Source organism: Microbulbifer epialgicus (assembly GCF_041447265.1).
In the GTDB taxonomy this organism is placed as follows: domain Bacteria; phylum Pseudomonadota; class Gammaproteobacteria; order Pseudomonadales; family Cellvibrionaceae; genus Microbulbifer; species Microbulbifer epialgicus.
On record NZ_JBGMEK010000037.1, the window covers coordinates 13,578 to 37,954 of the forward strand.

General features: G+C 55.0%; 19 protein-coding genes and 1 pseudogene. 4 read left to right on the plus strand and 16 right to left on the minus strand.

What is annotated here, in order from left to right; translation table 11 throughout:
• Nucleotides 1-111: 111 nt before the first annotated feature.
• From ACCI49_RS15355 to ACCI49_RS15380, 6 genes are all read right to left on the minus strand, one after another.
• Nucleotides 112-2,286, minus strand: coding sequence for a mechanosensitive ion channel domain-containing protein (locus tag ACCI49_RS15355; RefSeq protein WP_371839950.1), 2,175 nt, complete (start codon nt 2,284-2,286; stop codon nt 112-114).
• Between the two features lie 102 nt (nt 2,287-2,388).
• The gene (locus tag ACCI49_RS15360; protein ID WP_371839951.1) at nt 2,389-3,012 is read right to left on the minus strand and encodes a DUF6515 family protein; all 624 of its coding nucleotides are present in this window, start codon (nt 3,010-3,012) and stop codon (nt 2,389-2,391) included.
• A gap of 96 nt (nt 3,013-3,108) precedes the next feature.
• A complete protein-coding gene (locus tag ACCI49_RS15365) occupies nt 3,109-4,233 on the minus strand; it encodes an efflux RND transporter periplasmic adaptor subunit (RefSeq protein ID WP_371839952.1) in 1,125 nt (374 codons plus the stop codon).
• On the minus strand, nt 4,230-7,325 hold the full coding sequence (locus ACCI49_RS15370; RefSeq protein ID WP_371839954.1) for an efflux RND transporter permease subunit: 3,096 nt from the start codon (nt 7,323-7,325) through the stop codon (nt 4,230-4,232). Before ACCI49_RS15370 ends, ACCI49_RS15365 begins: the two co-directional genes overlap by 4 nt.
• A 138-nt stretch (nt 7,326-7,463) precedes the next feature.
• Nucleotides 7,464-8,279 carry a LytR/AlgR family response regulator transcription factor gene (locus ACCI49_RS15375; protein WP_371839956.1) on the minus strand — a complete coding sequence of 272 codons (816 nt, stop codon included), beginning with the start codon at nt 8,277-8,279 and terminating at the stop codon, nt 7,464-7,466.
• A 4-nt stretch (nt 8,280-8,283) separates the two neighbouring features.
• Entirely contained in the window at nt 8,284-9,372 is a 1,089-nt protein-coding gene (locus ACCI49_RS15380) for a sensor histidine kinase (RefSeq protein WP_371839958.1), read from the minus strand.
• 120 nt (nt 9,373-9,492) lie between these two features.
• On the opposite strand from ACCI49_RS15380, the gene ACCI49_RS15385 reads away from it, so the two are divergent.
• Entirely contained in the window at nt 9,493-9,954 is a 462-nt protein-coding gene (locus tag ACCI49_RS15385) for an EVE domain-containing protein (RefSeq protein WP_371839959.1), read from the plus strand.
• Between the two features lie 53 nt (nt 9,955-10,007).
• On the opposite strand, the gene creD is transcribed toward ACCI49_RS15385, so the two are convergent.
• The 5 genes from creD to ACCI49_RS15410 all read right to left on the minus strand — a co-directional run bounded on the left by creD (nt 10,008) and on the right by ACCI49_RS15410 (nt 14,710).
• Nucleotides 10,008-11,276 carry a cell envelope integrity protein CreD gene (gene creD, locus ACCI49_RS15390; protein WP_371839960.1) on the minus strand — a complete coding sequence of 423 codons (1,269 nt, stop codon included), beginning with the start codon at nt 11,274-11,276 and terminating at the stop codon, nt 10,008-10,010.
• Between the two features lie 372 nt (nt 11,277-11,648).
• Nucleotides 11,649-13,073, minus strand: a complete 1,425-nt coding sequence (gene creC / locus ACCI49_RS15395; protein WP_371839962.1) for a two-component system sensor histidine kinase CreC — start codon at nt 13,071-13,073, stop codon at nt 11,649-11,651.
• A gap of 1 nt (nt 13,074) precedes the next feature.
• Nucleotides 13,075-13,761, minus strand: a complete 687-nt coding sequence (gene creB, locus ACCI49_RS15400; protein ID WP_371839964.1) for a two-component system response regulator CreB — start codon at nt 13,759-13,761, stop codon at nt 13,075-13,077.
• Between the two features lie 78 nt (nt 13,762-13,839).
• Complete coding sequence (locus tag ACCI49_RS15405; RefSeq protein WP_371839965.1) at nt 13,840-14,508, minus strand: nitroreductase family protein; 669 nt, start codon at nt 14,506-14,508, stop codon at nt 13,840-13,842.
• A gap of 10 nt (nt 14,509-14,518) precedes the next feature.
• Nucleotides 14,519-14,710: a DUF3094 family protein gene (locus ACCI49_RS15410; protein WP_371839966.1), complete on the minus strand. Its 192-nt coding sequence runs from the start codon at nt 14,708-14,710 to the stop codon at nt 14,519-14,521.
• A gap of 471 nt (nt 14,711-15,181) precedes the next feature.
• Here ACCI49_RS15410 and ACCI49_RS15415 point away from each other — a divergent pair, with 471 nt between their 5' ends.
• Nucleotides 15,182-16,912: a S8 family peptidase gene (locus ACCI49_RS15415; protein ID WP_371839967.1), complete on the plus strand. Its 1,731-nt coding sequence runs from the start codon at nt 15,182-15,184 to the stop codon at nt 16,910-16,912.
• A 75-nt stretch (nt 16,913-16,987) separates the two neighbouring features.
• On the opposite strand, the gene ACCI49_RS15420 is transcribed toward ACCI49_RS15415, so the two are convergent.
• Both ACCI49_RS15420 and bioD read right to left on the minus strand, forming a co-directional pair.
• Entirely contained in the window at nt 16,988-18,769 is a 1,782-nt protein-coding gene (locus tag ACCI49_RS15420) for an acyl-CoA dehydrogenase C-terminal domain-containing protein (RefSeq protein WP_371839968.1), read from the minus strand.
• Between the two features lie 115 nt (nt 18,770-18,884).
• Nucleotides 18,885-19,571 carry a dethiobiotin synthase gene (bioD, locus tag ACCI49_RS15425; protein WP_371839969.1) on the minus strand — a complete coding sequence of 229 codons (687 nt, stop codon included), beginning with the start codon at nt 19,569-19,571 and terminating at the stop codon, nt 18,885-18,887.
• Nucleotides 19,572-19,750: 179 nt separating this feature from the next.
• Here bioD and ACCI49_RS15430 point away from each other — a divergent pair, with 179 nt between their 5' ends.
• A complete protein-coding gene (locus tag ACCI49_RS15430; RefSeq protein ID WP_371839970.1) occupies nt 19,751-20,290 on the plus strand; it encodes a L,D-transpeptidase family protein in 540 nt (179 codons plus the stop codon).
• Here ACCI49_RS15430 and bioC read toward each other — a convergent pair.
• Genes bioC through bioB form a run of 3 tightly spaced genes read right to left on the minus strand, consistent with a single transcriptional unit; the run spans nt 20,281 to nt 24,079 of the window.
• Entirely contained in the window at nt 20,281-21,825 is a 1,545-nt protein-coding gene (bioC, locus tag ACCI49_RS15435) for a malonyl-ACP O-methyltransferase BioC (protein ID WP_371839972.1), read from the minus strand. The genes ACCI49_RS15430 and bioC overlap by 10 nt on opposite strands.
• Entirely contained in the window at nt 21,822-23,015 is a 1,194-nt protein-coding gene (bioF, locus tag ACCI49_RS15440; protein WP_371839973.1) for an 8-amino-7-oxononanoate synthase, read from the minus strand. The genes bioC and bioF overlap by 4 nt, the downstream gene beginning before the upstream one ends.
• Nucleotides 23,012-24,079 carry a biotin synthase BioB gene (gene bioB / locus ACCI49_RS15445; protein WP_371839982.1) on the minus strand — a complete coding sequence of 356 codons (1,068 nt, stop codon included), beginning with the start codon at nt 24,077-24,079 and terminating at the stop codon, nt 23,012-23,014. The genes bioF and bioB overlap by 4 nt, the downstream gene beginning before the upstream one ends.
• Nucleotides 24,080-24,229: 150 nt before the next feature.
• On the opposite strand from bioB, the pseudogene ACCI49_RS15450 reads away from it, so the two are divergent.
• A pseudogene (locus ACCI49_RS15450) lies at nt 24,230-24,355 on the plus strand (ComF family protein); the annotation flags it as partial.
• Nucleotides 24,356-24,377 lie beyond the last annotated feature (22 nt).

The following is a 24,377-nucleotide window of genomic DNA, read 5'->3' on the forward strand; positions in this document are numbered from 1 at the left end:
AGCAAAACGCAGCAATAGAAAATAAAAGGGAAAGAGCCGATATCAACACCGGCCGCTTGAAAATACTACGCATAATCCCTGGAACTCAATACCCTACAATTGGCGCTAGCGCTATTTCCTGGCGGCGCGACTGATAATGGCCGGAACATCCCAGCTACGCAGATGCACATCGCGCTGTGGGAAAGGTACTTCAATGCCCTTTTCGCGAAACTCCCGCAACAACTCCAGATTATAAAGTGCGTAGGAATCCCCCAGAGAAGTGACCATATTGCTGTTTACCCATACAACCAGCTTGAAATTCAGCGAGTTATCACCGAACTCCATCAGCCAAACCTCGGTTTTGCGCTTCCAGTCGGTGTGGGTAATATTGACTCGTTCGGCAGCTTCCAGCGCAGCCTCACGCACTAGGTCCGGGTCGGAGGAGTAAGACACTCCAAAAGACACGTGGATGCGCCGCACCGGGTCATCCAGAGTGTGGTTGATCACCCGCCCAGCCACAAACTCGGTATTGGGTACCAGGATATCCACATTGTCACGAGTGGTGATGCGGGTGGAGCGCACATTGATATCGCGAATACGGCCAAATACACCGGACTCCAGCTCCACCAGATCCCCCACCTTGAGTGGCCGCTCGAACAGCAGGATCAAGCCAGAGATAAAATTAGAGAAAATCGCCTGTAAACCGAAACCGATACCCACAGAGAGGGCACCGGCCACTAGCGCTAACTTGGAAGTGTCCAGACCCAACATACTCAACACGATGATCAGGGCAGCGGCTATAAAGGTGTAGTGCAGTACCCGACTCAGGTTGTACATGGAGGATTCGCTAACATGTTCCCTGCGCACCAGGCGATGCAGAAAAGCCCTGGTCAGCACTGATAGCAGCCAAGCACACACCAACACAAACACCATCTTGGCAATCAAGCGCAAAGTGATGGGGTTTTGTGCGATGGTAAACAGCTGGTAATCCGCCAGTTTACGCCAGCGACTGTATGCCTGACGGGCGGTCAATGACAAGCGCTCACGCACTGTGGCCCACCACCCTTGCCGCTCCCGGTAGACCTCTAGCTGTGCTTTTTCATAGCGCTGGATATCCTGCTCCAGGTCGTTGGCCCGCGCCAAGCCACTACCGATCCGTTCGAAATAAGACCACCAGCGACTGAGATCCTCGCTCTCATCCTCACCTCGCCAAGCGACTACCTGGCGCTGGCGGATAGCCAGCTCCCGCGCAGTGGCCTCAATCACCGCATTGGCACTCTCCAGCAGCTCACGGCTGACTATCAGCGGCCGCTCCTCAGCCTCAGGGTCCAGCACGCGGTTAATAGATTGCAGCAATTCGCTCTTGCGCTTACCCAAATGCTCTTCCAGCAGGTCCACCTCCAACTGCATCAGGGTAAGATCCTTTTTCATATTCGTATCAGGATCGGTGGAGGGCTCAGTGGTACTTTGAATACTGGTGCGGGTAGCGGCAATACGCTCGATTTTTTTATCCGTGTCACCGATAGCTTTTTCGAGTTTCTTGGCATCCTCCTCGCTGTATTGCAGGTCATCGAGCATGCGCCGCAATTTACTCTCCGCCAGCTCTATTTTTTCCTGCCAAGTGTTGCGAAAATCATTCACAGTTTCCAGCTGTTCGATAATGTTCAAGTGATTGATCTGCGCCAATAATAGTGCCTGCGCCGCCTCATCCTCCTCCTTACTTTTAGCATCCCTTAGTACAATCACTTGCTGGCGTAACTGGGCCAGTGACTGGGAGCGAGTATCGCGCAACTGGCGCGCCTCCAGCTGAACTCCGCTCAAGCGTCGCCGGCCGCGGCTGATCGCACCATCCGCGCGCGCCCAATCAAGTACTGTGGGAGCTTCAGGGAATTTCACCTCTGGCATCAACTCGACTTTCAAGTACTCTTGACGCTTTTTCCAGGTAATCGCCACCCCTTGCAGGCTCTGGGTGATCTTATCCGCACCTTTTTTTAGGTCTTCCTCATCTTCCGGCAACCCCTTTTCCCACTCAGCCCAAGCAGTTTGCAGAGCTTCCAGCCACTCCCGGCGCTGCTCCGGCGTGGCATTACTCCATCCGGTCCACCAATCTGCTGACGGATCGGCAAAATCAGGAATTTCCGGCTTGAATTCCTTAGGTTGACTACCAGGCAATTGCCCATGTGCCGCAATAGAAACCAACGCGACAAATAAGAGGGAAACCAATAGGAGAAACAGACGAAATGGTCGGCAATTGATGCATGTCTTACGAAGGGGGAAGAAACCGCCAGCACCCGTCATAGAATACATCTATCCATGAAGAAACAAACGCGAGAAGCCCCCATTCGGGGATATTTCTCAGTGTAGCTGAGAGCAGCGAAGCCCCCCACACGGCTCTGTTCCAAAATGGAATTAAAAACGGCGGCTCCGATACTCGCGTAAACAGTTGCGATATTGCCTGCGGTAGGCACGCAAGTTGCCCTTCGCCACCTTGCCCGGCCGGTGCGCCCTTCTCACCAAGTTGGCAGCTCTAGCTTGGCAAAACAATTCGCGACGGCCAAGGCCCTGGTCCGAGCGACGTAAATAACGGGAACCGCGCAACTGACTGACACGTCGTGTGGATTCGTATTTCGGTGGGTAGGCTCGTTGAGATGGGTAGGCTCTAGGGTAAATTTTTACCTCAGGGGCCAGGGGGTTTCGATTGTAATTACGCCAGTTACTCGGTGGCGTGACCACCACGTACTGACTTTCCTTCGGGTCAAACTGGAAGAAAGTACCATTGCCAGCAACCCGATAGTCCTTGCCCTCGAGGAAGAAAGAAGTGCCTGTGGGAACCTCCGGCACCTTAGCTCCCAATGGCGGCTCCACACGTGTATAACCATCCGGTCCCTGGCGATAGAAGTAACCGTCTACGTAGAAATAGATCTCGTCGTTAGCTTCAATAAGGCGCGCCCCATCCGGTAGGCGCTCCACCTGCGTCTCCGCCAAGGGTGCTGAGGTCATCGTCAATAACAGCAGCGCAAACAGGAAACGCATGAGGCACCTCGACGAGCAAGTAAATGTCGCAGAAGTGTATTGTCATGGAATACTGTTCCCCAATTTAATTAATGGAAACTATGACCGCGATTCCGGTCAGCTATCGCCCTGAATACTGGTGCCATCCTCATCACGTACCACCTCGGAAAGTATCTTCACTTCCTGCCCCGGCTGCAGTCGCTCTGCACCGCGCACAATCACCCGGTCACCACTACCGAGATCACCGTAAACGGCAATCCACTCTCCATCACCGCTGCCAATACGAACCGACAAGCGCTCCGCTTTATCCTCCTCACCTACACGGAAGACAAAGGTATCGCCATTGCGCAGGACCAGAGCGTCCCGCGGCACCACCATGGTCGCGCGGGCTTCGGCCAGGGGCACAGCGACCTGGACCGGCATTCCTACAATCCAGTCCCACTGTTGTGGTGCGCTCTGCGGTAACTTCACCATCAGCTTCACCCGCCGCGAATTATCACTGGCCACGGGTACAAACTGGCGCACCTGGCCAGTGAAAACCTGGTCGCTGGTGCGCTCTCCTTCAGAGCGAGATACCGCATCACTACGCACGGCTATGGTATCGCCAGCAGCAATCAACGGCAGAGCGGCTAGCGGGATATCCGCTTCCACTTCGAGTTGCGACATATCCAGGGCGCGCAATAACTCGGAACCAGTGCGCACATACTCCCCTGCCTGTAATTCACGGCTCGCCACCAAAGTATCAAAAGGCGCATCAATTTTGGTTTTGGAGAGTTCGTAAGCTCGCCTGTCTCTTTCAATTTGCGCAGCCAGCAGATCCTGGGCCATTGCCTCGCGCTCGGCGTGCTGTTCCTCCAGCGCCGAGCGCGAAGTACTATTGGTTTCCGCCAGCTTGCTCAACCGCTGAAGCTGGGCATCCATATAAGTGAGGCGTGCCTGTAATTGCGCTATCCGGCTCTCGCTGTTACGTAATTGAAGGCGCCAGTGCGTAGCATCCAGCTGTGCCAGGCGCTGGCCTTTTTTCACTAGGCTGCCCGGCTCGGCGACAAATTCCAGCACGCCATCCAATTCAGAGGAAATCAGGATATCGCGACGACTCACCACCTCCCCGGCAGACCATTGGCTCGGCACCACTTCACGGGTTTGCGCCCTATCGACAGTGACTGCCACTGCCCCGCCCTGAGCCAAAACCGGTTCGGCGATAAGTAGGGACAAGGCGGCCCCGACTAAAAACTTTCTCATTGGGAACTCCTCACAGCCAATCTTTGGCGCAGGCGGGTAAATTGCGGTAGTGGCACACGCCCGGTCTGCAGCAGCGCCGGCAACAATATCAAGGTAAATAGGGTACTGACTGCCATGCCGCCGACGATCACCGCAGCCAGCCCGCGATAGATCACACTGCCCTCACCCGGCGCGACTAGCAGGGGTAACATACCGAACACACTGGTCAGGGTACTCATAAAGATCGGGCGCAGACGCAGGCGCAATGCCTGCTCTACTGCCTCTACCCGGCTAGCGCCGGCATCTTCCGCAGCACGAGTCTGGTGCACTAACAGAATGGCATTGTTCACTACCAGGCCCAGCAAAATAACGAAGCCAATCATGGTGAGAAGATCGAGAGGCTGGAAGCCAATTAAATTCAGGAATTGTAGAGCCAGCACTCCACCCACCGTGGCAAGTGGCACGGTGAGCAAAACCAGCCCAGCATCACGCAAAGAGCGGAATAAGGCACTCATCAACAGGAATAGAATCAACAACGCCAAAACAAAATTCTGTGACAGGGATACCAGGGCCTTATCCAGATCACTGGCATTACCACCCACCAGGATACTGCCATCATCCGGCAGAGCCTCGCGGATTTGCGGCAGCACTTCCGCCTCCAGCTGCGCGCGAACTTCCTCCAGGGACACATCATCGGGCGGCACAATATTCAATGTAATAGTGCGGCGACCATCCACCCTGCGCAGGTTGCCCGGACCTACTGTGCGCTCAACATTGGCAAGCTGGTTGAGCGGCACTACCTCACCGCGGGGCGTGACCAGCGGGGTATTCTGCAACTGCTCCGGGGTGCTCCAGGGCTGTGCCTTGAAAATCACATCCAGACGTTTTTCCCCGTCAAAATATTCGCCCACATAGAGACCATTACCCAGGGTGCGAATCAAGCTGCCCATATCCTGGCGGTTCCAGCCCTGCTCCAGCATTGCACGGTCGTTCGGGCGCACAGTTAGCTCAGGTTCCGATAAAGAAAGCCCCGGATTGGTCTGCACCGGTGTGCCCGGCATCACCTCTTCCATCACTTCCACACCACGGGCGGCGGCACGCATCAGGCCATCCGCATCGCGGGACTGTAAGTGCAAAGCTATCCGGCGATCCCCACCAAACTGGCCAAACAGATTGCCGCGGGCGGCAAATCCCTGAAAGTCGGGAATATCCACCAGGATTTCCTCGCGCAGCAGCCGCTCCATCTCCTTGGCCTGGTCCATATCCTTAACACGCACCCCCATGGTGCCGCCATTGGGCCAGGAAATAATGTAATAGTTCTTCAGGGCCGGCTCGCGCTCACCGCTCATATAAGGCGCCATGCGCCGGTCCAGCTCGTTGACGATTTCCTTTTCAATTGTTTTGGTGTTGGTAGATGAGGGGAAATTCATCCACACATCCACCGCATCCCTTTTTACCGGTGGTAAATAATCGAGGTTGGGTAAAAGAAAATATGTTGCGGCTATTGGCACCAACAGGAAGCCACCAATGACTCGCCAGCGACGGGCGCGAGTGCCGGTCAGTGCCATTACCCGCGAAGTGATTTTTTCCCAAACGCGCGCCAGGCGATCCTCGCTGGAAATAGGAGGCAACCACAGCTTCGCCGCCAATGGCACTATTGCCACAGCGGCCAGCAGGGAAAATACTACTGCCACGGCAATAGTCAGAGCCAAGTCCCCAAATACCTGCCCTTCGACACTATTGAGGAAAAATACCGGCAGGAAGATCGCCACAGTTGTTGCGGTGCTCGCCAGCAGTGCTCCCCAAACCTGTCCGGCCCCCTGCTCCGAGGCTTCCTCCGGGCCGAGGCCTTTTTCCCGCAGGCGCACAATATTTTCCAGCACCACAATCGCGGCATCGAGCACCATACCAGTGGCGAAGGCGAGGCCGGCGAGGGAAATCACGTTCACACTGCGCCCTGCAGCGGACAGCACTACAAAGGTCGAGAGCAGGGAAATGGGAATAGCCGCAGCCACGATCAGGGTGGCACGCATGCGCCGCATAAACCACCACAGCACCCCCACTGCCAGCAGTATACCCAGTATCAGATTGCCGCCGAGTAAATTCAGGGCGCGGTAAACAAACACCGAGGCATCGAAGGACTGCACCAGCACCAACTGCTCGCCCTTCAACTTAGTGTCATTCAATTCAGCGACTTTTTGTTTTACCCGTTCCAGGGTTGCGAGCATATTGGCGTCGTTGGTGCGGTTGATGCGCATAGATACCGCGGGGTTGCCGTTCTGCGTGGTCACCCCGCGGGACTCAGACGGCCCCACCCGCACCTCGGCAATATCGCCGAGACGTACTGGCTGACCATCGCGCCACTCCAGCACCAACTCCGACAAATCATCGGGTTTGTACTCACCGACAAAGCGCAAAGTGTAGCGACGCCGTCCCACATCGGTAAAACCGCCCGAGACATCCCGCGCCGAAGCCAGCTGGCGGCTGATCGCCGGTAGTTGAATACCCAGTTCTGCGGCTTTCCAGGGATCAAAAACAACCTGTAATTCCTCCTGCGCCGCACGCCCGGATTGGGCCTGCACACTGGCAACGCCTGGCACGGACTCCAGTTCAGGTCGCAGTACATCCTCAATCAGGCCAGCGTAGTCGTCGAGATGATTGGAGTTTCCCGGAAGTTTTTGCAGGAAAAAATAAGTGAGCGCTGTAGCATCGCCGCCCCAACCGCCTAGCATCACCCGTGGTGGCTCCGCATCCCTCGGCAACGGCGGCAGGCTGCTCATTCGGCTGATCACATCGATCAGCACCTTATCCATATCTGTGCCCATGGTGAATTCCAGATTCACCCAAGCGCCGCCACGGCCGGCATTCACCTGCATCATCTCTAAGCCGGTGAGTCCCTGTAGTACGGATTCAATTGGCTCAACAATTTCCGCCTCCACCTCTTTCGGTGCAGCGGCACGCCACCCAGCCTGGATGGTAATGCGCGGATTTTCGATATCGGGGAAAAGCTGTACCGGCAAGCGACTGGCGAGAAAAGCCCCCAGTAAAACGGCCAGTACCACAGCCACGCCAGCTGCGGCGGGGTTTTTCAAAGCGGCTCTTGTCAGCGCCATTCTATAGACCCTTCTTTTTTAATTAGCGGCGAAGGCTAATGATTTAATACACACAAACAAGGGGCTTGCGACTAATTGTCGGGAATTGTAGATCAGGCCACGTGTGACATTTTCACAAGTCCATGGACTGACACTTTTCTATAAAAAATGCTGCACTTTGTTTTTATAACTGCGACTCATTTTCAAGCACTCACCATTATCCAGCACTAGGTGATATTCGCCATTGATATGCGCACGAATTTCACGCACGCGGCTGAGATTCACAATGGTGGAACGATGGATACGCTGAAACAGTTTCGGGTCCAACTGCTGCTCCAGCTCCTTCATGGTAATACGCATTACATGGGTTTCGCCCAGGGCGTGTACACACATGTAATCCCCGGCAGCATCAATCCAGTCAATCTCGCTCGCCGGTACAAGGGTGATTTTGCCGGAGTCCTTCACTGCAATTTTTTCCGGATAGGCACTGCCGGCGAACTGGCCACTCACCAGTTTCTGCTCTAGTTCCTCGGGGGATTCTTTGGTTAGATCGGCAACCGCTTCCAGCAACTTCTCGCGCTGCACGGCAATATCCGCCGTAGCCATTTTTTCCCGCACTCGTGTCAGCGCCAGTTCCAGGCGCTCTTCCTCTATGGGCTTCAATACGTAGTCCACTGCATTAACCTCAAAGGCCTCCACCGCATACTGGTCATAAGCAGTGACAAACACGATTTGTGGCAACTTATCCAAAGGGATCTGCTGCACCAGCTGCAGTCCGTTGATACCCGGCATCTGAATATCCAAAAAGATCACATCAGGATTCAGTTTAAGAATTTTATCCAACGCCTCGCGCCCATTGCCGCATTCGGCGATCACTTCTACACCAGACATCTGCTCCAAGCGTAGGCGTAGACCGCGCCGCGCCAGGGGTTCATCATCGATAATCACTGCGCTCAGGGTTACAACTGCACTCATTTCATTATTCCTGTTCAAAGGGAATGCGGATATTTACCGACAGGCCACCCTCCGGGCGATTGCGGAAACGCACTCTCTGGTCATCACCATACAATGCGCGTAAGCGCTCACAGGTATTGCGGATACCTACACCGTAGCCCTTGCCAATTAAACTAAGTTCCTTGTCCGACATTCCGGGGCCATTGTCGCTGACCTCCAGTAATAACTCACCAGCAAAAACTCGGGCTTTAATACTGATTTCTCCGCCCCACTCCAACTGGGAAATACCATATTTGATGGCATTCTCCACCAGCGGCTGCAGCAGCAGGCTCGGCACCAGTGCCTGTGGCGACTCTCCCTGTAAATCCAGGCGCACGCCGAGGCGATCGGCAAAGCGCACTTTCTCTATGTCCAAATAGAGCATCAGCGCCTCCACCTCCTTGGCCAGAGTCACCTTCTGCATCGGGTCATTATCCAGGGAGTGACGCAGAAACTGTGACAATCTTGTCACCATATTGTTAGCCGTACGCCCGTCGTTATCGAGAATCAGAGTGGAAATCGCATTCAGTGTGTTAAACAAAAAATGAGGGTTCAACTGATAACGCAGCATCTTGAGTTGGGCCTGGTGCGCCATGGATTCGGCTCGCAGGGTCTTGGCCTTCTGGGTTTGCGAAGCTTGGTAGTACTTGATGCTGTAATACAATGCCGACCAAGTGGTGAAAATCATAAATGAATAGGAAAACCAATAAATGGCCCGCCATAAGGGGTTCTCAGCATCTTCCGTACCATAAAGCCACAAGTGGCCGCCAAACTTAATTCCCGCCCACAAGGCAGCAGCCACTGACACTAATAAAAGCGATCCCAGGAACCGGGTGACCGGCGGCCTGCTCCACAGTCTCTGGTAGCCAGTACGCATGGCTTCGGTAAGGAAAATCCCGGAGCTAACGGCAACGGCAATATAGCCGGAATAAACCCAGTGATCTTTCACCCAGAAAAAACTATTGACATAGGACAGCAGGGTATAGCCAGCCCAACCGCTAAGCTGCAGCGCCCAGTATTGGGACTTGTGGCTAGACAGGCGCTGTGAAAGCCATTGAAATGCTTTGTTTCCCATAATCTCCCGCTGCAGACATCAAAAAATGACGTCGATTTGACACATTTGTATGGGTTCATACTAAATGGCACCGATCGCCGGCGAAACACCAACCGGCGCAGCACAGGGACAAACTGCCGCATGACATACTGGTTATTCAAATCCGAACCCGACGAATACAGCCTGCAGGACCTCGCCGCCGAAGCCACCGGCTGCGGCCGCTGGGATGGAATCCGCAACTACCAGGCGCGCAACTTCCTGCGTGACCAGGTCTCATTAGGCGATGAGGTACTCTTCTACCACAGTGCCTGCAAGGTGCCTGCGGTGGTGGGTACCGCCAAAGTAGTTCGTGCGGCCTATCCAGACCCGGCCCAATTCGATCCCGAAAACAAGTACTTCGACCCAAAGGCGATTCCCGACGAGCCGCGCTGGTACTGTGTCGATGTAACCTGGTGCAGTGAGTTCGCACGGCCAGTTCCCCTGGCCGAAATCAAGAAGACCCCTGAACTTAAAAACATGGTGTTAGTTAAGCAGGGGCGACTATCGATACAGCCTGTGACGGATTCAGAATGGGAGACCATAGTGCGCCTGGGGGAAAGGTAACCGGGACCTTCACACTAGGTCCCGGTTTATAGGAGAGATACAGTCTTAACAGACTATGACTTCTCTTGATCCGAAGCGCGGCGTCCAACACTGTACCAATCCAACTTACGGGTAAGCACCATAGTGCAGCCGAGCACACCGAATACCAACAGCGCCCCCATTAACAGGGCATAGTCCTCGGCGCTGAGCAATCCATAGAGGAGACCGTAAAGCGCCGCCAGCAGTAAAGCAAAGCCCAACCCCCGGCGCCAGCTGTGCAGCACTGAGCTGGTGTAAAAGCCAATCAGTCCCACACATGCCAATGCGGCCAATATATAGGCTTTGGCAAAAGCGATATGCTCAGACAGTGACAGTAACAACAGATAAAATAGAGCTAACGCCAGACCCACCAGCGCATACTGCACTGGGTGTACCGCCAGGCGCTTGAGGATTTCAAACAAGAAGAAAGTGGCGAATGTCAGGGTTAAAAACAACAGTGCATACTTGACCGCACGATCAGTTTTTAGGTATTGATTCACCGGGTCAAGGAAGCTGACTCCGAAGCTGCGATGTAACAGTTCTTTACACTCACTGCTATTGCCACATTGCTGCAACACCTCCTCCAGGTTGGTGGCAAAGAAGCTGGTCTGCCACTCTGCGGTAAACCCGTTTTTATCCACCTGGCGACGACTGGGTAGGAATTCCCCGAAGAAGCTTGGATGTGGCCAGTCGCCACTCAGCATCACCTGGCTGTCGCGGCCAACCGGGACCAAACGCAGATGCTCTGTGCCCTGCAGTTTCAGATCGAAAGCAAACTCCAGAGATTGCCCTTCCTCGCGTTCCAGCGCTGGCAGCTTTGCATGTATCCCGCTACCAACAATCGGTGCCCAGCTACCCGGCGCAAATGGCAATGTTCGGCCATTCAGTTTCAGCTGTAAACCATTGCGAATACCCCGGATATCACTAATCCCCACGGAAAGGAAAGGAACCCCGAAACGATATTTATCCAAATTATCTCCCAACCCCAGCCGCGGCGGCACTTGAAACATACCGCTGACTTTGCTATCGCTGTGGTAGAGAAGCGCTTCGTAAATACCCCGGGCACGACGCTCAGTGGTCATATCAGCGTCAAAAGAAAAATGCTCGGGCAGGAAATACAGATTCCCGCTCACCGCACGCTCTTCTTCGTAGCGCTTTCCTGTCTGCTCATGAGTCTTCCACTCTTTAAAGGTTTTTACATAAGGCTGCACAAGGATGGGTCCGACGATCTGCTGGCTATAACTGGAGCTGCGCGCAATATCCTGCAGAACGCCCCGCTGGTATCGCTGTCGCTCATCGATCATCGATCATCGATCATCGATCATCGATCATCGATCATGCCGCCAATCATATTCAGGGGTACTACTAGTAGCAGCAGAATTAGAAGGGAGATTGCACCCACTTTAAAAACCAGGACTCGGTTCATACTTCAGACCTCAATGTCGAATTTCGATGCAGTAAGTCTGAAGAGTGAATATGGGGCGCTTATGGGGAGAGCGTGGAGATTGTATGGAGGCTGAGTGGAAATCAGCAGGTACTAAAAAGCAGGAAAGAAAGAATACACTGCGCTCGGGACCGTATGAGGCATGGATGCCGATTACGAGATTACAGGGATGTATTCACAGCGCGTCTCAAGTGCAGTGTATTCTTTCCTTCTGACTCAGTAGTACCTTCAATCAGGCACTCGGTAAGTTCAGACGCACCTCCACGCCACCGTCCACATTGCTGATAGCCAGAGTACCACCATGCAACCCAGCCACCTCCTGCACAAAGTTGAGTCCAAGGCCGGTGCTTTTGCGCCCGCCGCTTGGCCGAGGCAAGGAGTAGAAACGCTCGGTCAAACGCTCCAGAGCGTACTCGGGAATCGCCTGTCCCTGATTGAACAGGCACAATTCGATACGCGCTTCTTTTCGCTTGCCGGTAAAGCGAATCAACCCGCCTTGCGGGGTAAAATCCAGAGCATTATCTAGCAAGTTGGCCAGCGCCTGGCGCAATAGGAAGCGCTCTCCACAGAGCTTTAATGCGCGATCTAATACAACCTCAACCTTCAAATCTGCAGCGGAAATACGCGACTGCTGGGCATGTAACAACTCTTCTAGCAAGAGGAACATTGACACCTCCTCCCGTTCCTCCAGGCCCTGGCGCTGCTCAACCTGGGCTAGATGCAGTAATCGCTCGCTCAATTGCTGTAAGCGTCCAGCCTCCCGCTGGATATTGCTCACAAAACGCTGCCGCTGCGCCTTTGACATCTCCCCAGCCAATAATTCAGCAGCACCGCGAATAGCTGCCAATGGGCTTTTTAATTCATGGGTCAGAGTATGCACATAGCGCTCTACATAATCCTTGCCCTCTAGCTCAACACGCATATGCTCTACCGCACTTGCCAGTTGTCCCAGTTCACCTGTGGCTAACTGTGGTGCTTCCGCGCGCTGCCCAGCACTCACAGCCTGGGCATAGCGAGTCAATTTGCCCAGGGAGCGGCTCAACCACCAAGATAACAGTGCGCCAACCAATAGGCCGAGAACGAGTAAGCCGGCAGCAAACCAGGTCAAACGCTTTTGCGATCGATCGATATAGGGCTGCAGGGTTTGATTGGGCTTGGCCACTGAGACCACACCGATAATTTTTTCCTTATCCAGGATTGGTGCGGCAACGTACATAACCGAAGACTCAGGATTATTCGGGTCCTCGCGGGAAGAGCGTGCACCGTAATCCCCACGCAAAGTCAGGTAGACATCATTCCAACGGGAGTAATCCTGGCCCACCGCCCGACCACTGGAATCCAGCAGAACCCTGCCCTTAGCATCGGTGACATAGATGCGATGGTTGACCTGGCTCTTAGTCAAGCCCCAGATATTGGCCTGCGGTTGACGCCGGCCATAGGCTTCCAGCAGCGCCGGCAACTGGCTCTGAGCCAGGTTACCGCTGCTGACATCGTCGCGCAGGATTTCCGCCAACAAGTTGGCAGTATCTACCAGGGTTTCCTCAGTGGACTGGCGCACCCCCGGGCGGATCTCCTCCATTACCGTATTTAATACAAACCAGCTGGCCAGGCCAACAAAAACAAAATAGACAGCGAAAATGCGTATCCCCAACGACATCTCAATGTTCCAGGCAGCAACTGTAGCCCAACCCTCGGTGGGTCTGGATTGGCTTGGCATCCGGTGCGATCAATCGCAACTTGGCTCGCAGCCCCTTGATATGGCTATCGATATTGCGCTCATAGCCCGCCTCCAGAGCTATGCCCAAAGCATCGAGTAATTGTGCTCGGGAAAATACCCGGCCCGGCTGGGCCAGCAAGGTTTCCATCAGGCGATATTCATGGAGGGTCAGAGGCAATAACTGATCATGGAAATGAATCTGGTAACTCGCCGGGTCAATACGAAAAGGCCCTGTCGACTCTATCGTTGAAGATTTATTGGACCGCGGCACCATGCGCTTGAGGATAGCCTTGACCCGCGCCGCCACTTCGCGAGGGCTGAAGGGTTTCACCACATAATCGTCGGCACCGATTTCGAGTCCTACTACCCGATCTATTTCCGCGTTGCGCGCAGTGAGGAAGATTACCGGCACTTCGGAGAACCGGCGCAAGCGCTTGCACGCCTCAAAGCCACTAATATCTGGCAAGCCGATATCCAGAATAACCAAATCGAAAGGCTCACTTTCCAGCATCGCAAGTGCCTCACCAGCGACCCCCACCCAGCAGGTGGCAAAACCTTCGGCCTCCTGGGCGTAAACCAGAGTATCGGCAATAGCGCCCTCATCCTCAACGATCAGTATTTTTGGCATGGCCCCCTAAGCTCAAATTCCGCCAGTGTACCCATTTTTCACTCAAGCCCGCGCCCCTTACACACAGAATCCGCATACTCAAATAAAATCAGCAATCTCATCCAGCGGTTTTCTGGCGATCGCCGGCACCTGGGCGCCTTTCGCCGGCAGCCCGGCTACCAGAATCATATAGGGCTTTTCCTCCACAGGACGGCCGAGAATTTCATTGAGAAATTTCATTGGGCTGGGGGTGTGCGTCAGGGTCGCCACACCGGCGTTGTGCAGTGCGGCGATCAACATACCCGTGGCAATACCCACCGATTCAGAGGTGTAATAGTTTTTTAGTCGCTCTCCAGTTTCCGCATTGGAGAATTTTTTCAGGAATATCGCGATCAGGTAGGGGGCGGTTTCCAGGAACGGCTTGTGAGCATCTGTCCCCAGAGGTTCCAGTGCATTGAGCCACTCCTCGGAGGCGCGGCGCTGATAAAATTCACGCTCCTCCTCTTCCGCCGCCAGGCGAATACGGCGTTTAACTTCCACACTCTCAACTACAACAAAATGCCACGGTTGCATATTGGCCCCGCTGGGAGCGCTGCCCGCAGCGCGCACAGCGTCTTCGATAACCCCCCGGGGTACAGGCTTTGCAGAGAAATCGCGCACCGAGCGGCGCCGGCGCATCAAGCGGAAAAACTCTCCGGCGCGACGGCACATCTCATCTTCGTCAAGGTGGGTAAAATTGAGGGGCTGGAAAGTTTTTTCAGTCGTCATAGCAAGCCCCTTAAACCACGCCTTTGGTCTGTGCGATAAACACACTGAGCAGCGACAGCAGCGTCAGTACAACCACTACAACCAGCAACAACAACCAGGGCCTGAATGGTTTGCGTTCGACCTGATTCACACCACTTTGCAGAAATTGATCGACTCTGGCCTGGTCTTCCTCAGAGAGTTTTTTACGGGGAGTATCGGACATTGGCTCTTTCGCTCATTATTTTTGTGTTTCGAGTGTAGGAGAAAGCGATAAGCGACTCCACAAAAACTTGCTTAACCCCCTGAAGCAGGAAGATTCTCAGAAGGCCGGCCACAGGAGCCACCTGAAGTCTCCGGGGTTGCTCTGCCCATTTCGAGGAAGCTGAGTTCAGACTATTTGCTCCCGACAAACAAGCGATAAAGTTATTACATATTATTATAAGAAAAATTTAATTTTGACCTGAAGACTAACGTTTCAAATTCGTTACAAAGCATGCCCAGGTGATTATTTTTTGAGGAATAAAATTCCTAAATTTTATGTTTATCAGCACAGGACTTTTAGGCTAAGGCCATTCGCTCAGGGATCAGTCAAACTTGTTAGGCTTGGGAGCGCACTTGGGATCAGCAATCAAAAAATGTACTGGCAAAACTGCCGGTACCGATAATTCCAAAAGTTGTGGAGAAAACAATAATAATGCGCTCATCATTAAAAGCCCTGATGCAAAAAACAGCAATCGCAGCGGCAGTTTCGCTGGCGTGTGCCGCCCCTTTCGCGGCTCATGCAAATGAGACCGGCCTGAGTGACGGCATCATCATCAAGTACAAGCAAAGCTCAAAAGTTGGTCATGGTGCCAAGCTTGCACAAGACACTATTGATAAGGCCTCTCAACGAGCCGGCCACAAGTTACGCCACAAGCGCCGTATGGCCTCAGGAGCCCAGGTAATGCGCTTGGAGGGCCGCAAAAGCAAGGCAGAACTGAAAAAAATAGTTGAGCGACTAAAGCAGGACCCCAATGTCGAGTACGCAGAACCAGACCTGATAATGCGTCCAATGGCAATTCCGAATGATCCCAGTTATTGGAATCAATGGCACTATTGGGAATCCACAGGTGGCCTCAATCTGCCCTCAGCCTGGGATGTCACACAGGGTGAGGGCGCTGTAGTAGCCGTCCTTGATACCGGCTATCGCCCTCATCACGACCTGAAAGACAACCTGCTTCCGGGTTACGATATGATTTCCAATACGTTTGTCTCGGTCGATGGTAACGGGCGTGATAGCGATGCCACTGACCCAGGTGACTGGCACACAGACAATGCCTGCCAAAGTAATGACCCCAGAGATTACGAAAGCGACAGCAGCTGGCACGGTACCCACGTTGCCGGCACTATCGCAGCCACTACCAACAACAATATCGGTGTGGCCGGCGTCGCTTACAAAGCCAAGGTGGTCCCAGTTCGAGTACTCGGCCGCTGTGGCGGTCTGACTTCAGATATCGCAGATGCCATCGTTTGGGCTGCGGGAGGCAGCGTTTCCGGTGTACCGAAGAATGCCAACCCGGCACAGGTTCTTAACCTGAGCCTCGGTGGTGAGGGTGCCTGCGGCTCGGCCTACCAAACCGCCATTAATACCGCACGCAGCCTCGGCGCAACCGTTGTCGTGGCCGCCGGTAATGACGATGATTACGCAAGTAGATACACCCCGGCGAGCTGTGATGGCGTTATCACTGTTGCCGCAACAGATCGCGACGGCGGCCGCGCTTACTATTCCAATTACGGCAATGCAGTAGATATGGCCGCACCTGGGGGCGCACAAAGCTTCATCAACGATTCCAACGGCATCCTCTCAACACTCAATAGCGGTACCAGAAGCCCCGGAAGCGATAGCTACTACTACAGTCAAGGCACCAGCATGGCCGCACCCCATGTTGCCGGCGTAGCCGCTTTGCTTTACTCGGTAGACCCGAACCTGACCCCAGATGAAGTTGAATCCGTACTCAGTAACACTACTCGTAGTTTCCCATCTTCGTGTAGTGGCTGTGGTGCCGGCATTGTCGATGCCGCTGCGGCGGTTGCAGCGGTAACCGGCGGTGGAAATACTGGTAATAGCTCCAGTCTGGTGGAAACTAATGTTGCAGGCGCGTCGGGCAGCTGGCTGACATACCAGATTGAGGTGGAGCCGGGCATGTCCTCCCTGGATATCGAAATCTACAACGATAATGGTGAAGTCGACCTGTATGTCCAATACGGAAGCAGCCCAAGCAAAAGCAATTACGATTGCCGACCTTACGAGTGGGTAGAAGAGACCGGTGGGTATAATACTGAGAGCTGTTCTTTCAATAACCCCTCTGCCGGTACCTGGTATATCGCCCTGCACGGCTACGAAGCATTTAACGGACTGACCCTGACTGCTGAAGCCAAGCCATAGCAAGCTCTGAAACATAAACAATCAAAATAAAAAAGCCCCGCGATGCGGGGCTTTTGGCGCTCTGTTAGGGAGCCGTTAAAACAGCTCTTCCTCCAGATCCATCAGGGTAGCACTGCCGGCATTTACACTTGCAGCCAGTGCCTGGGTGCGCGGCAGCAAGCGCGCGAAGTAAAAGCGTGCGGTTTTCACCTGGCCTTTATAGAAGCTGTCCACCTCCTGCTTATCCAGGGCCACATCGGCCACTTTCGCCCACATAAAGGCATAGGCCACATAACCGAACAGATGTAAGTATTCAACGGAAGCGGCGCCTGGTGCGTGAAGGTCTTCCTGACTGGCCGCGACCATTTTTTCGGTAGCTTCGCGCAGGCGCTGCAGTTCTGCCGCCAGTGGCCGTACAAACTCCGACATTGTTTCGCGATCTACTTGGCGGTCGATAAATTTCTGCACATCCGCGGCAAACAACTCAAACAGGGCGCCGCCGCTGGCGACGGTCTTACGGCCCACCAGATCCAGGGCCTGGATACCATTGGTACCCTCGTAGATCTGGGTAATACGCACATCGCGCACCAACTGCTCCTGGCCCCACTCACGGATATAGCCGTGCCCGCCGAATACTTGCTGGCCGAGTACGGTGCAATCGAGGCCCATATCGGTAGTGAAAGCTTTAGCCACCGGAGTCAGCAACGCCACCATGGCCTCAGCATTCTTCTTCTCATCACCCTCACCGAACTTGGAGATATCCAGCCACTGTGCCACATAGGTGGACAGGGCACGACCACCGCCAACCAGGGCTTTCTGGGTAAGCAGCATACGGCGTACATCGGGATGCACAATGATCGGGTCCGCGGCTTTTGCAGGTTGCTGGGCACCAGCCGGGGAGCGGCTCTGAATACGGTCGCGGGCGTACTCCAGGGCATTCTGGTAGGAACGGTCAGAAGCACCGAGGCCCTGGATACCCACTCCCAGGCGCTCGTAATTCATCATGGTAAACATAGCCGCGAGGCCCTTGTTCACCTCACCCACCAGCCAGCCCTGGGCGCCATCAAAATTCATCGCACAGGTGGCGGAGGCTTTGATGCCCATCTTGTGCTCAATGGAACCACAGTTCACTTTATTACTCTCGCCGAGACCACCGTCTTCGTTCACCTTGTATTTCGGCACCAGAAAAAGGGAGATGCCTTTGGGGCCCTTGGGCGCGTCCGGCAGCTTGGCCAGTACCAGGTGAATAATATTTTCGGACAGATCCTGGTCGCCGCCGGTAATAAAGATCTTACTGCCGCTAATGCTGTAGCTGCCATCTTCACGGGGCTCAGCCTTGGTGCGGATAATGCCCAGGTCGGTGCCGGCGTGTGGCTCAGTAAGGTCCATGGCGCCGGCCCAGGTGCCCTCGTACATTTTGGGCAGGAATTTCTGTTTCAGCTCCTCGCTGGCATGGGCATCGATCGCCAGGCAGGCGCCATTGGTCAATACCGGGTAGAGAGCGAAGGAGATATTGGAGGCGGTGATCATTTCCTCGACCTGGGCACCCAGCATTTTCGGCATACCCATACCACCGTATTCCGGATTGCCCAGCAGTGCGCCCCAGCCACCCTCGCAGAAGGTCGCATAGGCCTCCTTGAAGCCTTCCGGCGTAGTCACAACACCATCATTCCAGTGGCATCCTTCTTCATCGCCGCTGCGATTAATCGGGTCCAGGGTATTGGAAGCCAGTTTGGCCATCTCTTCGAGAATCGCATCAGCAGTCTCGCGATCTACCGCCCCAGCCAATCCGGGCAGTTTCGTCCAGAGTTTTTCTGCAGCAAAGACTTCGTGCAGCAGGAAGTTCATCTCCCGCAGGGGCGCCTTGTAGTCGGCCATGCTCCCAATCCTCATTCAAGTGTTTCAAACGCTTGTTTGAATCTAGGGCCGAAGGCGGGCAAAGTCAACTGGTTTGGGCTGTCACAAAGCCGGCAGAAAATTGATCGGGAATCGGTCAGGTAGACAACAGTGGGCGGATATCCAAGTATTGGGCCGCATCGCGATAGTCCCGCGCTTCGCAGTGCGGCACCACACCGAGCAGAGCCGCGGGCAACAGGGCCTCAAGAGTAGCGAGGTTTTCCTCGGCGCGCTCCATGCCCACACGAGTAAAGTTGGCTACCCAACCCGCCAGCGGCAGGCCGTCACGACGAATTGCTTCGGCAGTGAGCAGGGCGTGATTGATACAACCGAGCTGCATACCCACCACCAGGATTACCGGTGTGTTCAACTCCCGCGGCAACTGGGACAGGAATGCTCTTGGGCCCAGCGGCGTACGCCACCCTCCGGCCCCCTCAATCAACACCAGGTCGGCACCAGCGGCCATTACACCACGGCAGACACCGGCCATACGCGCAGAGCTGAGCTGCTTACCCGCTTCAATGGCGGCAATATGGGGGGCGATAGCGGGTTCCAGGGCAAAGGGGTTTACCTGCTGGTAAGGTAGCTCCAGGGTCATAGCCTCCTGTAGTAGCAGGGCGTCTTCGTTGCGCAGTCCCTCCTCCGTACGCTCGCAACCGGAGGCTACCGGCTTTACCGCCGCAGTCTGCAGGCCCGCATCTTCGGCAGCGGTGAGCAGAGCCGCACTCACAAATGTCTTTCCCACTTCGGTATCGGTACCGGCAACAAAATAGGTTCTGCCCAAGGCGACAATCTCCCCTAATCAAAAAATTCAGTTTTTTTCTTGGCGCGACTTTTCATGTTAACAACATGGTGGTAATTTAGCCGAGTAGCGCATATTTTGAACAATTCAAGCCGGGCACTGAAAAAAAGCACGGCGTTGCGCTCAAAAAAACCTCCCCAAGGGGAGTCTGCTCTGCATGGATGCGGCGAAATCTCGAAATTACCGATAAACATTCGAACTGCTTAAAGACCATGCGATACTTGATTCTTGCCCTGCTGCTCGCGGTGCCCGCGCTCGCCTCAGCAAAAGTTGCCCCTGTCGACCATGTCGTTGTGTACAAGTCCAAGAAACTGATGCAGCTGATTCGCGATGGGCGGGTAGTAAAAAGCTACACCGTCTCATTTGGCGACAACCCCAGAGGACACAAAGTCCGCCAGGGAGATGAGCGCACCCCAGAGGGCCGCTACACGCTGGACTGGAAGAACCCGAAAAGTCGGTTCTACCGTTCCATTCACGTCTCCTATCCGAATAAGCAGGACCGCGCGCGCGCAGCGAGGATGGGCGTCAGCCCCGGCGGCGATATCATGATTCACGGCATTAAACCCCAATGGTCTTATATGGAAAAACACCTGCGCCGCAACAACTGGACCGACGGTTGCATCGCGGTGGCCTCCAACCGGGAAATGGACGAGATCTGGGAGCTGGTGAAGACCCCTACCCCCATCGATATCTACCCCTGATCAGGTCCCTGGGCAAGCTTCATATAGATCACCTCGTAACTCACCGGCAGCCCTTGCGGCTGCCTGAGACTTTCATAGGCCAAAGCCAGTCGCTTTAGGCTGGCTCTCCCAGTCATGCCTCGGTTGGCTGCGCGATTGATATTGTGCGCACCCACTCCTTTCAACTCCCTCATCAAATGGCGCAGACTGTCGAAATGCAACAATCGCTGCTCGTCGAGCACCTTCCCGCTTAAACCTGAGTGCGATGCAGCATGGTGCCAGTCTGCCAGAGGCAGAAAGCGGTTGACGTGCACACCGCTGTCCACTTTGGCCCAACTGTCGCGAAGTTCCGCCAGGGTGCCCGGTCCCAGTGTCGCCACCAGGCAGCGTCCCTCAGGCGACAGGATACGCCGCAACTCAGCGAATAACGTCGGCAGCCTATAGCACCACTGCAGCGCCATACTGGAGAACACCAAGTCTACGCTGCCGTCCGCCAGGGGTAACTGCTCTGCATCTGCGGCGATGTGGGCATTTGCCTGCGGCCGCTCCTTGCGGGCAAAACGCAGCATATCCTCAGCCAAATCCAAGGCGACGATACGCGCTTCAGGAAAATGCTGACGCAGCAGTTTGCTGCCGAAACCAGTACCACTGCCCAGGTCGATTATTATGCGGGGAGTCCAGTGGTGATCCGCCATTTTCATTAGCTGGCGGCATACCTCCCGCTGCAAATGGGCACAGCCATCATAACTGCTGGCAGCACGGCCAAACGAACGCGCCACCGCAGACTTGTCAAAGGGCTCAAACACATCACCGGCTGGGGCCAGGCTTGCTACAAAACGCCTCAGCCGTTTGGCCACCTGTTGAGGCTGTGACAAGTGTGGTTTGTGGCCACAGCCTTCCAATATTTCAACTGAAGCACCAAAGGCTTGGAATTCCTCTGCCGCCTCCAGTGGTACCAGGGCATCCCGCTTGCCAAACATGTGCAGGGCGGGTACTCGCAGGCCCTGCAATAAACTCCGATTATCCAGCCTTGCGAGGCAGTCCAGGGCGCTTAACCAGGAGCCGACATTGATATCTGGCCTGCGCCTCTTAAGATGCTTGAGCAGAGTGCGCATGGCACTGTCGCCATGGGATTGCAAGGCACAAAAGCGCTCCCAGGCTCCGTAAGGGTCACTCACAAATGCACTGCGAAAATTCTCAAAGGTGCGCCGGGACATACCCGGCCAATTATCCCGCGCTACAAAGCAGGCATTGGCGGAAATAGTGACAACCCCTAAGATTTTGCTCTGTTCCGGCCTAGCCGCCAGGCGCAGGGCCAGCATGCCGCCAAGAGAGTGCCCCACAATTACACAACGACATGGCAGCGACTGGTAGAGCTGCTGCAAAAGTGCCTCTTCACTCGGCCAAGGCTCATCTCTAAGTTCGCCAAAGCCCGGCAATTCAATACAACTCAAACGCTGGCCCAGCTGCTCCCGTACAGCGTTCAGTAGCGGCTGCCAGGGACCTTTATCCCCGCCCCAGCCATGTAGAAATACCAGGTTCTCTATTTGGCTCACAAACGTACCGCTCTATTTTCCTGCAGTACGACCGCCAAGGCATCGAGAAGCGCATCAATTTGGCTGTGACAATGTGCAGCACTCAAGGTAATACGCAGGCGAGCGGTGCCAGCTGGCACCGTAGGTGGGCGTATCGCACCAACCAAAAAACCGCGTTGCTCCAACTGTGCAGCTACTGCCATAACGGTTTCTTCACAACCGAGCAGGAGCGGCTGAATTGCGCTGGGAGAGTCAGCGAGAGGTAAATTCAGTTGCCTCGCACGATGGCGGAAGTGGGCAATGTTAGACTCCAGGCGCTGGGGCAACGCGGGTTCACTGCGCATCAAATTAACAGCGGCCACACAGCCTGCGGCCACTGCCGGCGGCATACCGGTTGTGTAGATATAAGGGCGGGCAAACTGCACCAGGTAGTCGATCAATGCGCGGGAGCCAGCTACAAAGGCTCCGGCATTGCCAGCGGCCTTGCCCAAGGTGCCCATCATAACCGGCACTTGGGACTGGTCGAGACCCGCCGCTGCACAACTGCCCGCCAGGGGAAATTGTTCACTGCCCATCACTCCAAATCCATGTGCTTCATCCACCATCAACCAGGCATCGAACTCCCTACACAACCTGGCGATCTCAGCCAATGGGGCGAGATCGCCATCCATACTGTAGACACCATCTACCGCCACCAGGATATTACCGTCGCGCCCGGCAGCCCTTCGCAACTGGCGACGCAATCCATCCAGGTCGTTATGTGGGAAACGCAGGCTGTTGGCACCACACAGGCGGGCGCCATCAATCAGAGAGGCATGGTTGAGCTTGTCAGAAATAATATTATCGACACGGCCCAACAGCGCACAAAGCGTGCCTACATTGGCCATATAGCCGCTGGAAAATACCAGTGCTGCCTCTCGCCCGGTAATCTCGGCCAGGTCGTACTGCAACTGCTGGTGAATCTGCAGGTGGCCGTTGACCAAATGGGAGGCAGTGGCGCCTGCGCCCAGCTCAGCACCGGCCTGCTGCGCAGCGATTACTTCAGGGCGGCTCGCCAACCCCAGGTAGTCATTACTGCTGAAGGCGATTAGTTCGCCGCCATCCACCCTCGCCAGGGGATTCGGCACCGAATCCAGGGTTTTAACTTCTCGGTATAGGTTGCGCCGGCGCCGCTCATCGAGACGTTGACGCAGGATTTGATCCAGGGTCATTTGGCCGCGTCGTAGAAAAAGGCATCATTTTGCTGCTCGCTGATCTGCGAATTCAGCTCCGCTTCCACTTCGGACTCATCGCTGTACTGCTGGTACTCCTCCGGCTGGATTCCCAAACGGCTGAATAGCTGCATATCCTTGTTGGCTTCGGGGTTGGCAGTAGTCAGAAGTTTTTCACCGTAGAAAATGGAGTTGGCACCAGCCAGGAAGGCCATCGACTGCATCTCATCACTCATCTGCTCACGCCCCGCAGACAGGCGCACGTGGGACTTGGGCATCATGATACGGGCCACGGCAATACAGCGAATAAACTCGAAGGGGTCCAGGTCTTTTTCCTGCTCTAACGGCGTGCCCGCCACCTTGACCAGCATGTTGATCGGCACTGACTCCGGGTGTTCAGGCAGATTGGCCAGCTGCATCAGCAGGCCAGCACGATCCTTGTCACCCTCACCCATACCGACAATGCCGCCGGCACAGACCTTCATGCCGGCTGAACGCACCCGCCCCAGAGTCTCCAGGCGATCCTGATAAGTGCGAGTGGTGATAATCTCGCCATAATATTCAGGCGAGGTGTCCAGATTGTGGTTGTAGTAGTCGAGCCCTGCCTCAGCTAATTCCTGCGCCTGCTCATCACTGAGCATACCCAGGGTCATACAGGTTTCCATGCCCAGTGCCTTGACGTCGCGTACCATCTGGGTGACATAGGGCATGTCTTTTTTCTTGGGCGAGCGCCAGGCTGCACCCATACAAAAGCGGGTGGCACCGCCGGCCTTGGCCGCGCGGGCCTCTTCCAAAACCTTCTCCACTTTCATCAGCTTTTCCCGCTCCAGCCCGGTATCGTAGCGGGCACTCTGTGGGCAGTAGGCACAGTCTTCCGGGCAAGCACCGGTCTTAATCGAGCAGAGAGTGCTCACCTGCACCCGGTTGGCATCAAAGTGCACCCTGTGTACCTGCTGAGCGGTAAACATCAGATCACTGAATGGCATGGCGAAGAGATCCAGAACCTGCTGGCGGGTCCAATCGTGGCGGATCTTGGCGGCGGGCAATTGCTGAGCGGCAGTCACTGGGCGTACTCTCTCTTTATTGCTGGAGTTATTCGTGCTGTTTTTATTCACAGGGCCGGGGTAACTGCAACTCAAAGTAGTGGCAAACTCGACCAAACGGACTGGCCAGTTTAGCCAGGCCCAAAACGCTGTCAACTCAATCATCAGATTATGGTTTACAGGCTGCTGTCTCCACTCATCATTCAAAATCTCACCATATGCCTGCTGTGCGGGGATCGGGCGGGCAATTACGGCATCTGCCATGACTGCGTTATAGAGCTGCCCTATCTGGGCAGTGCCTGCGAAACCTGTGCGCTAC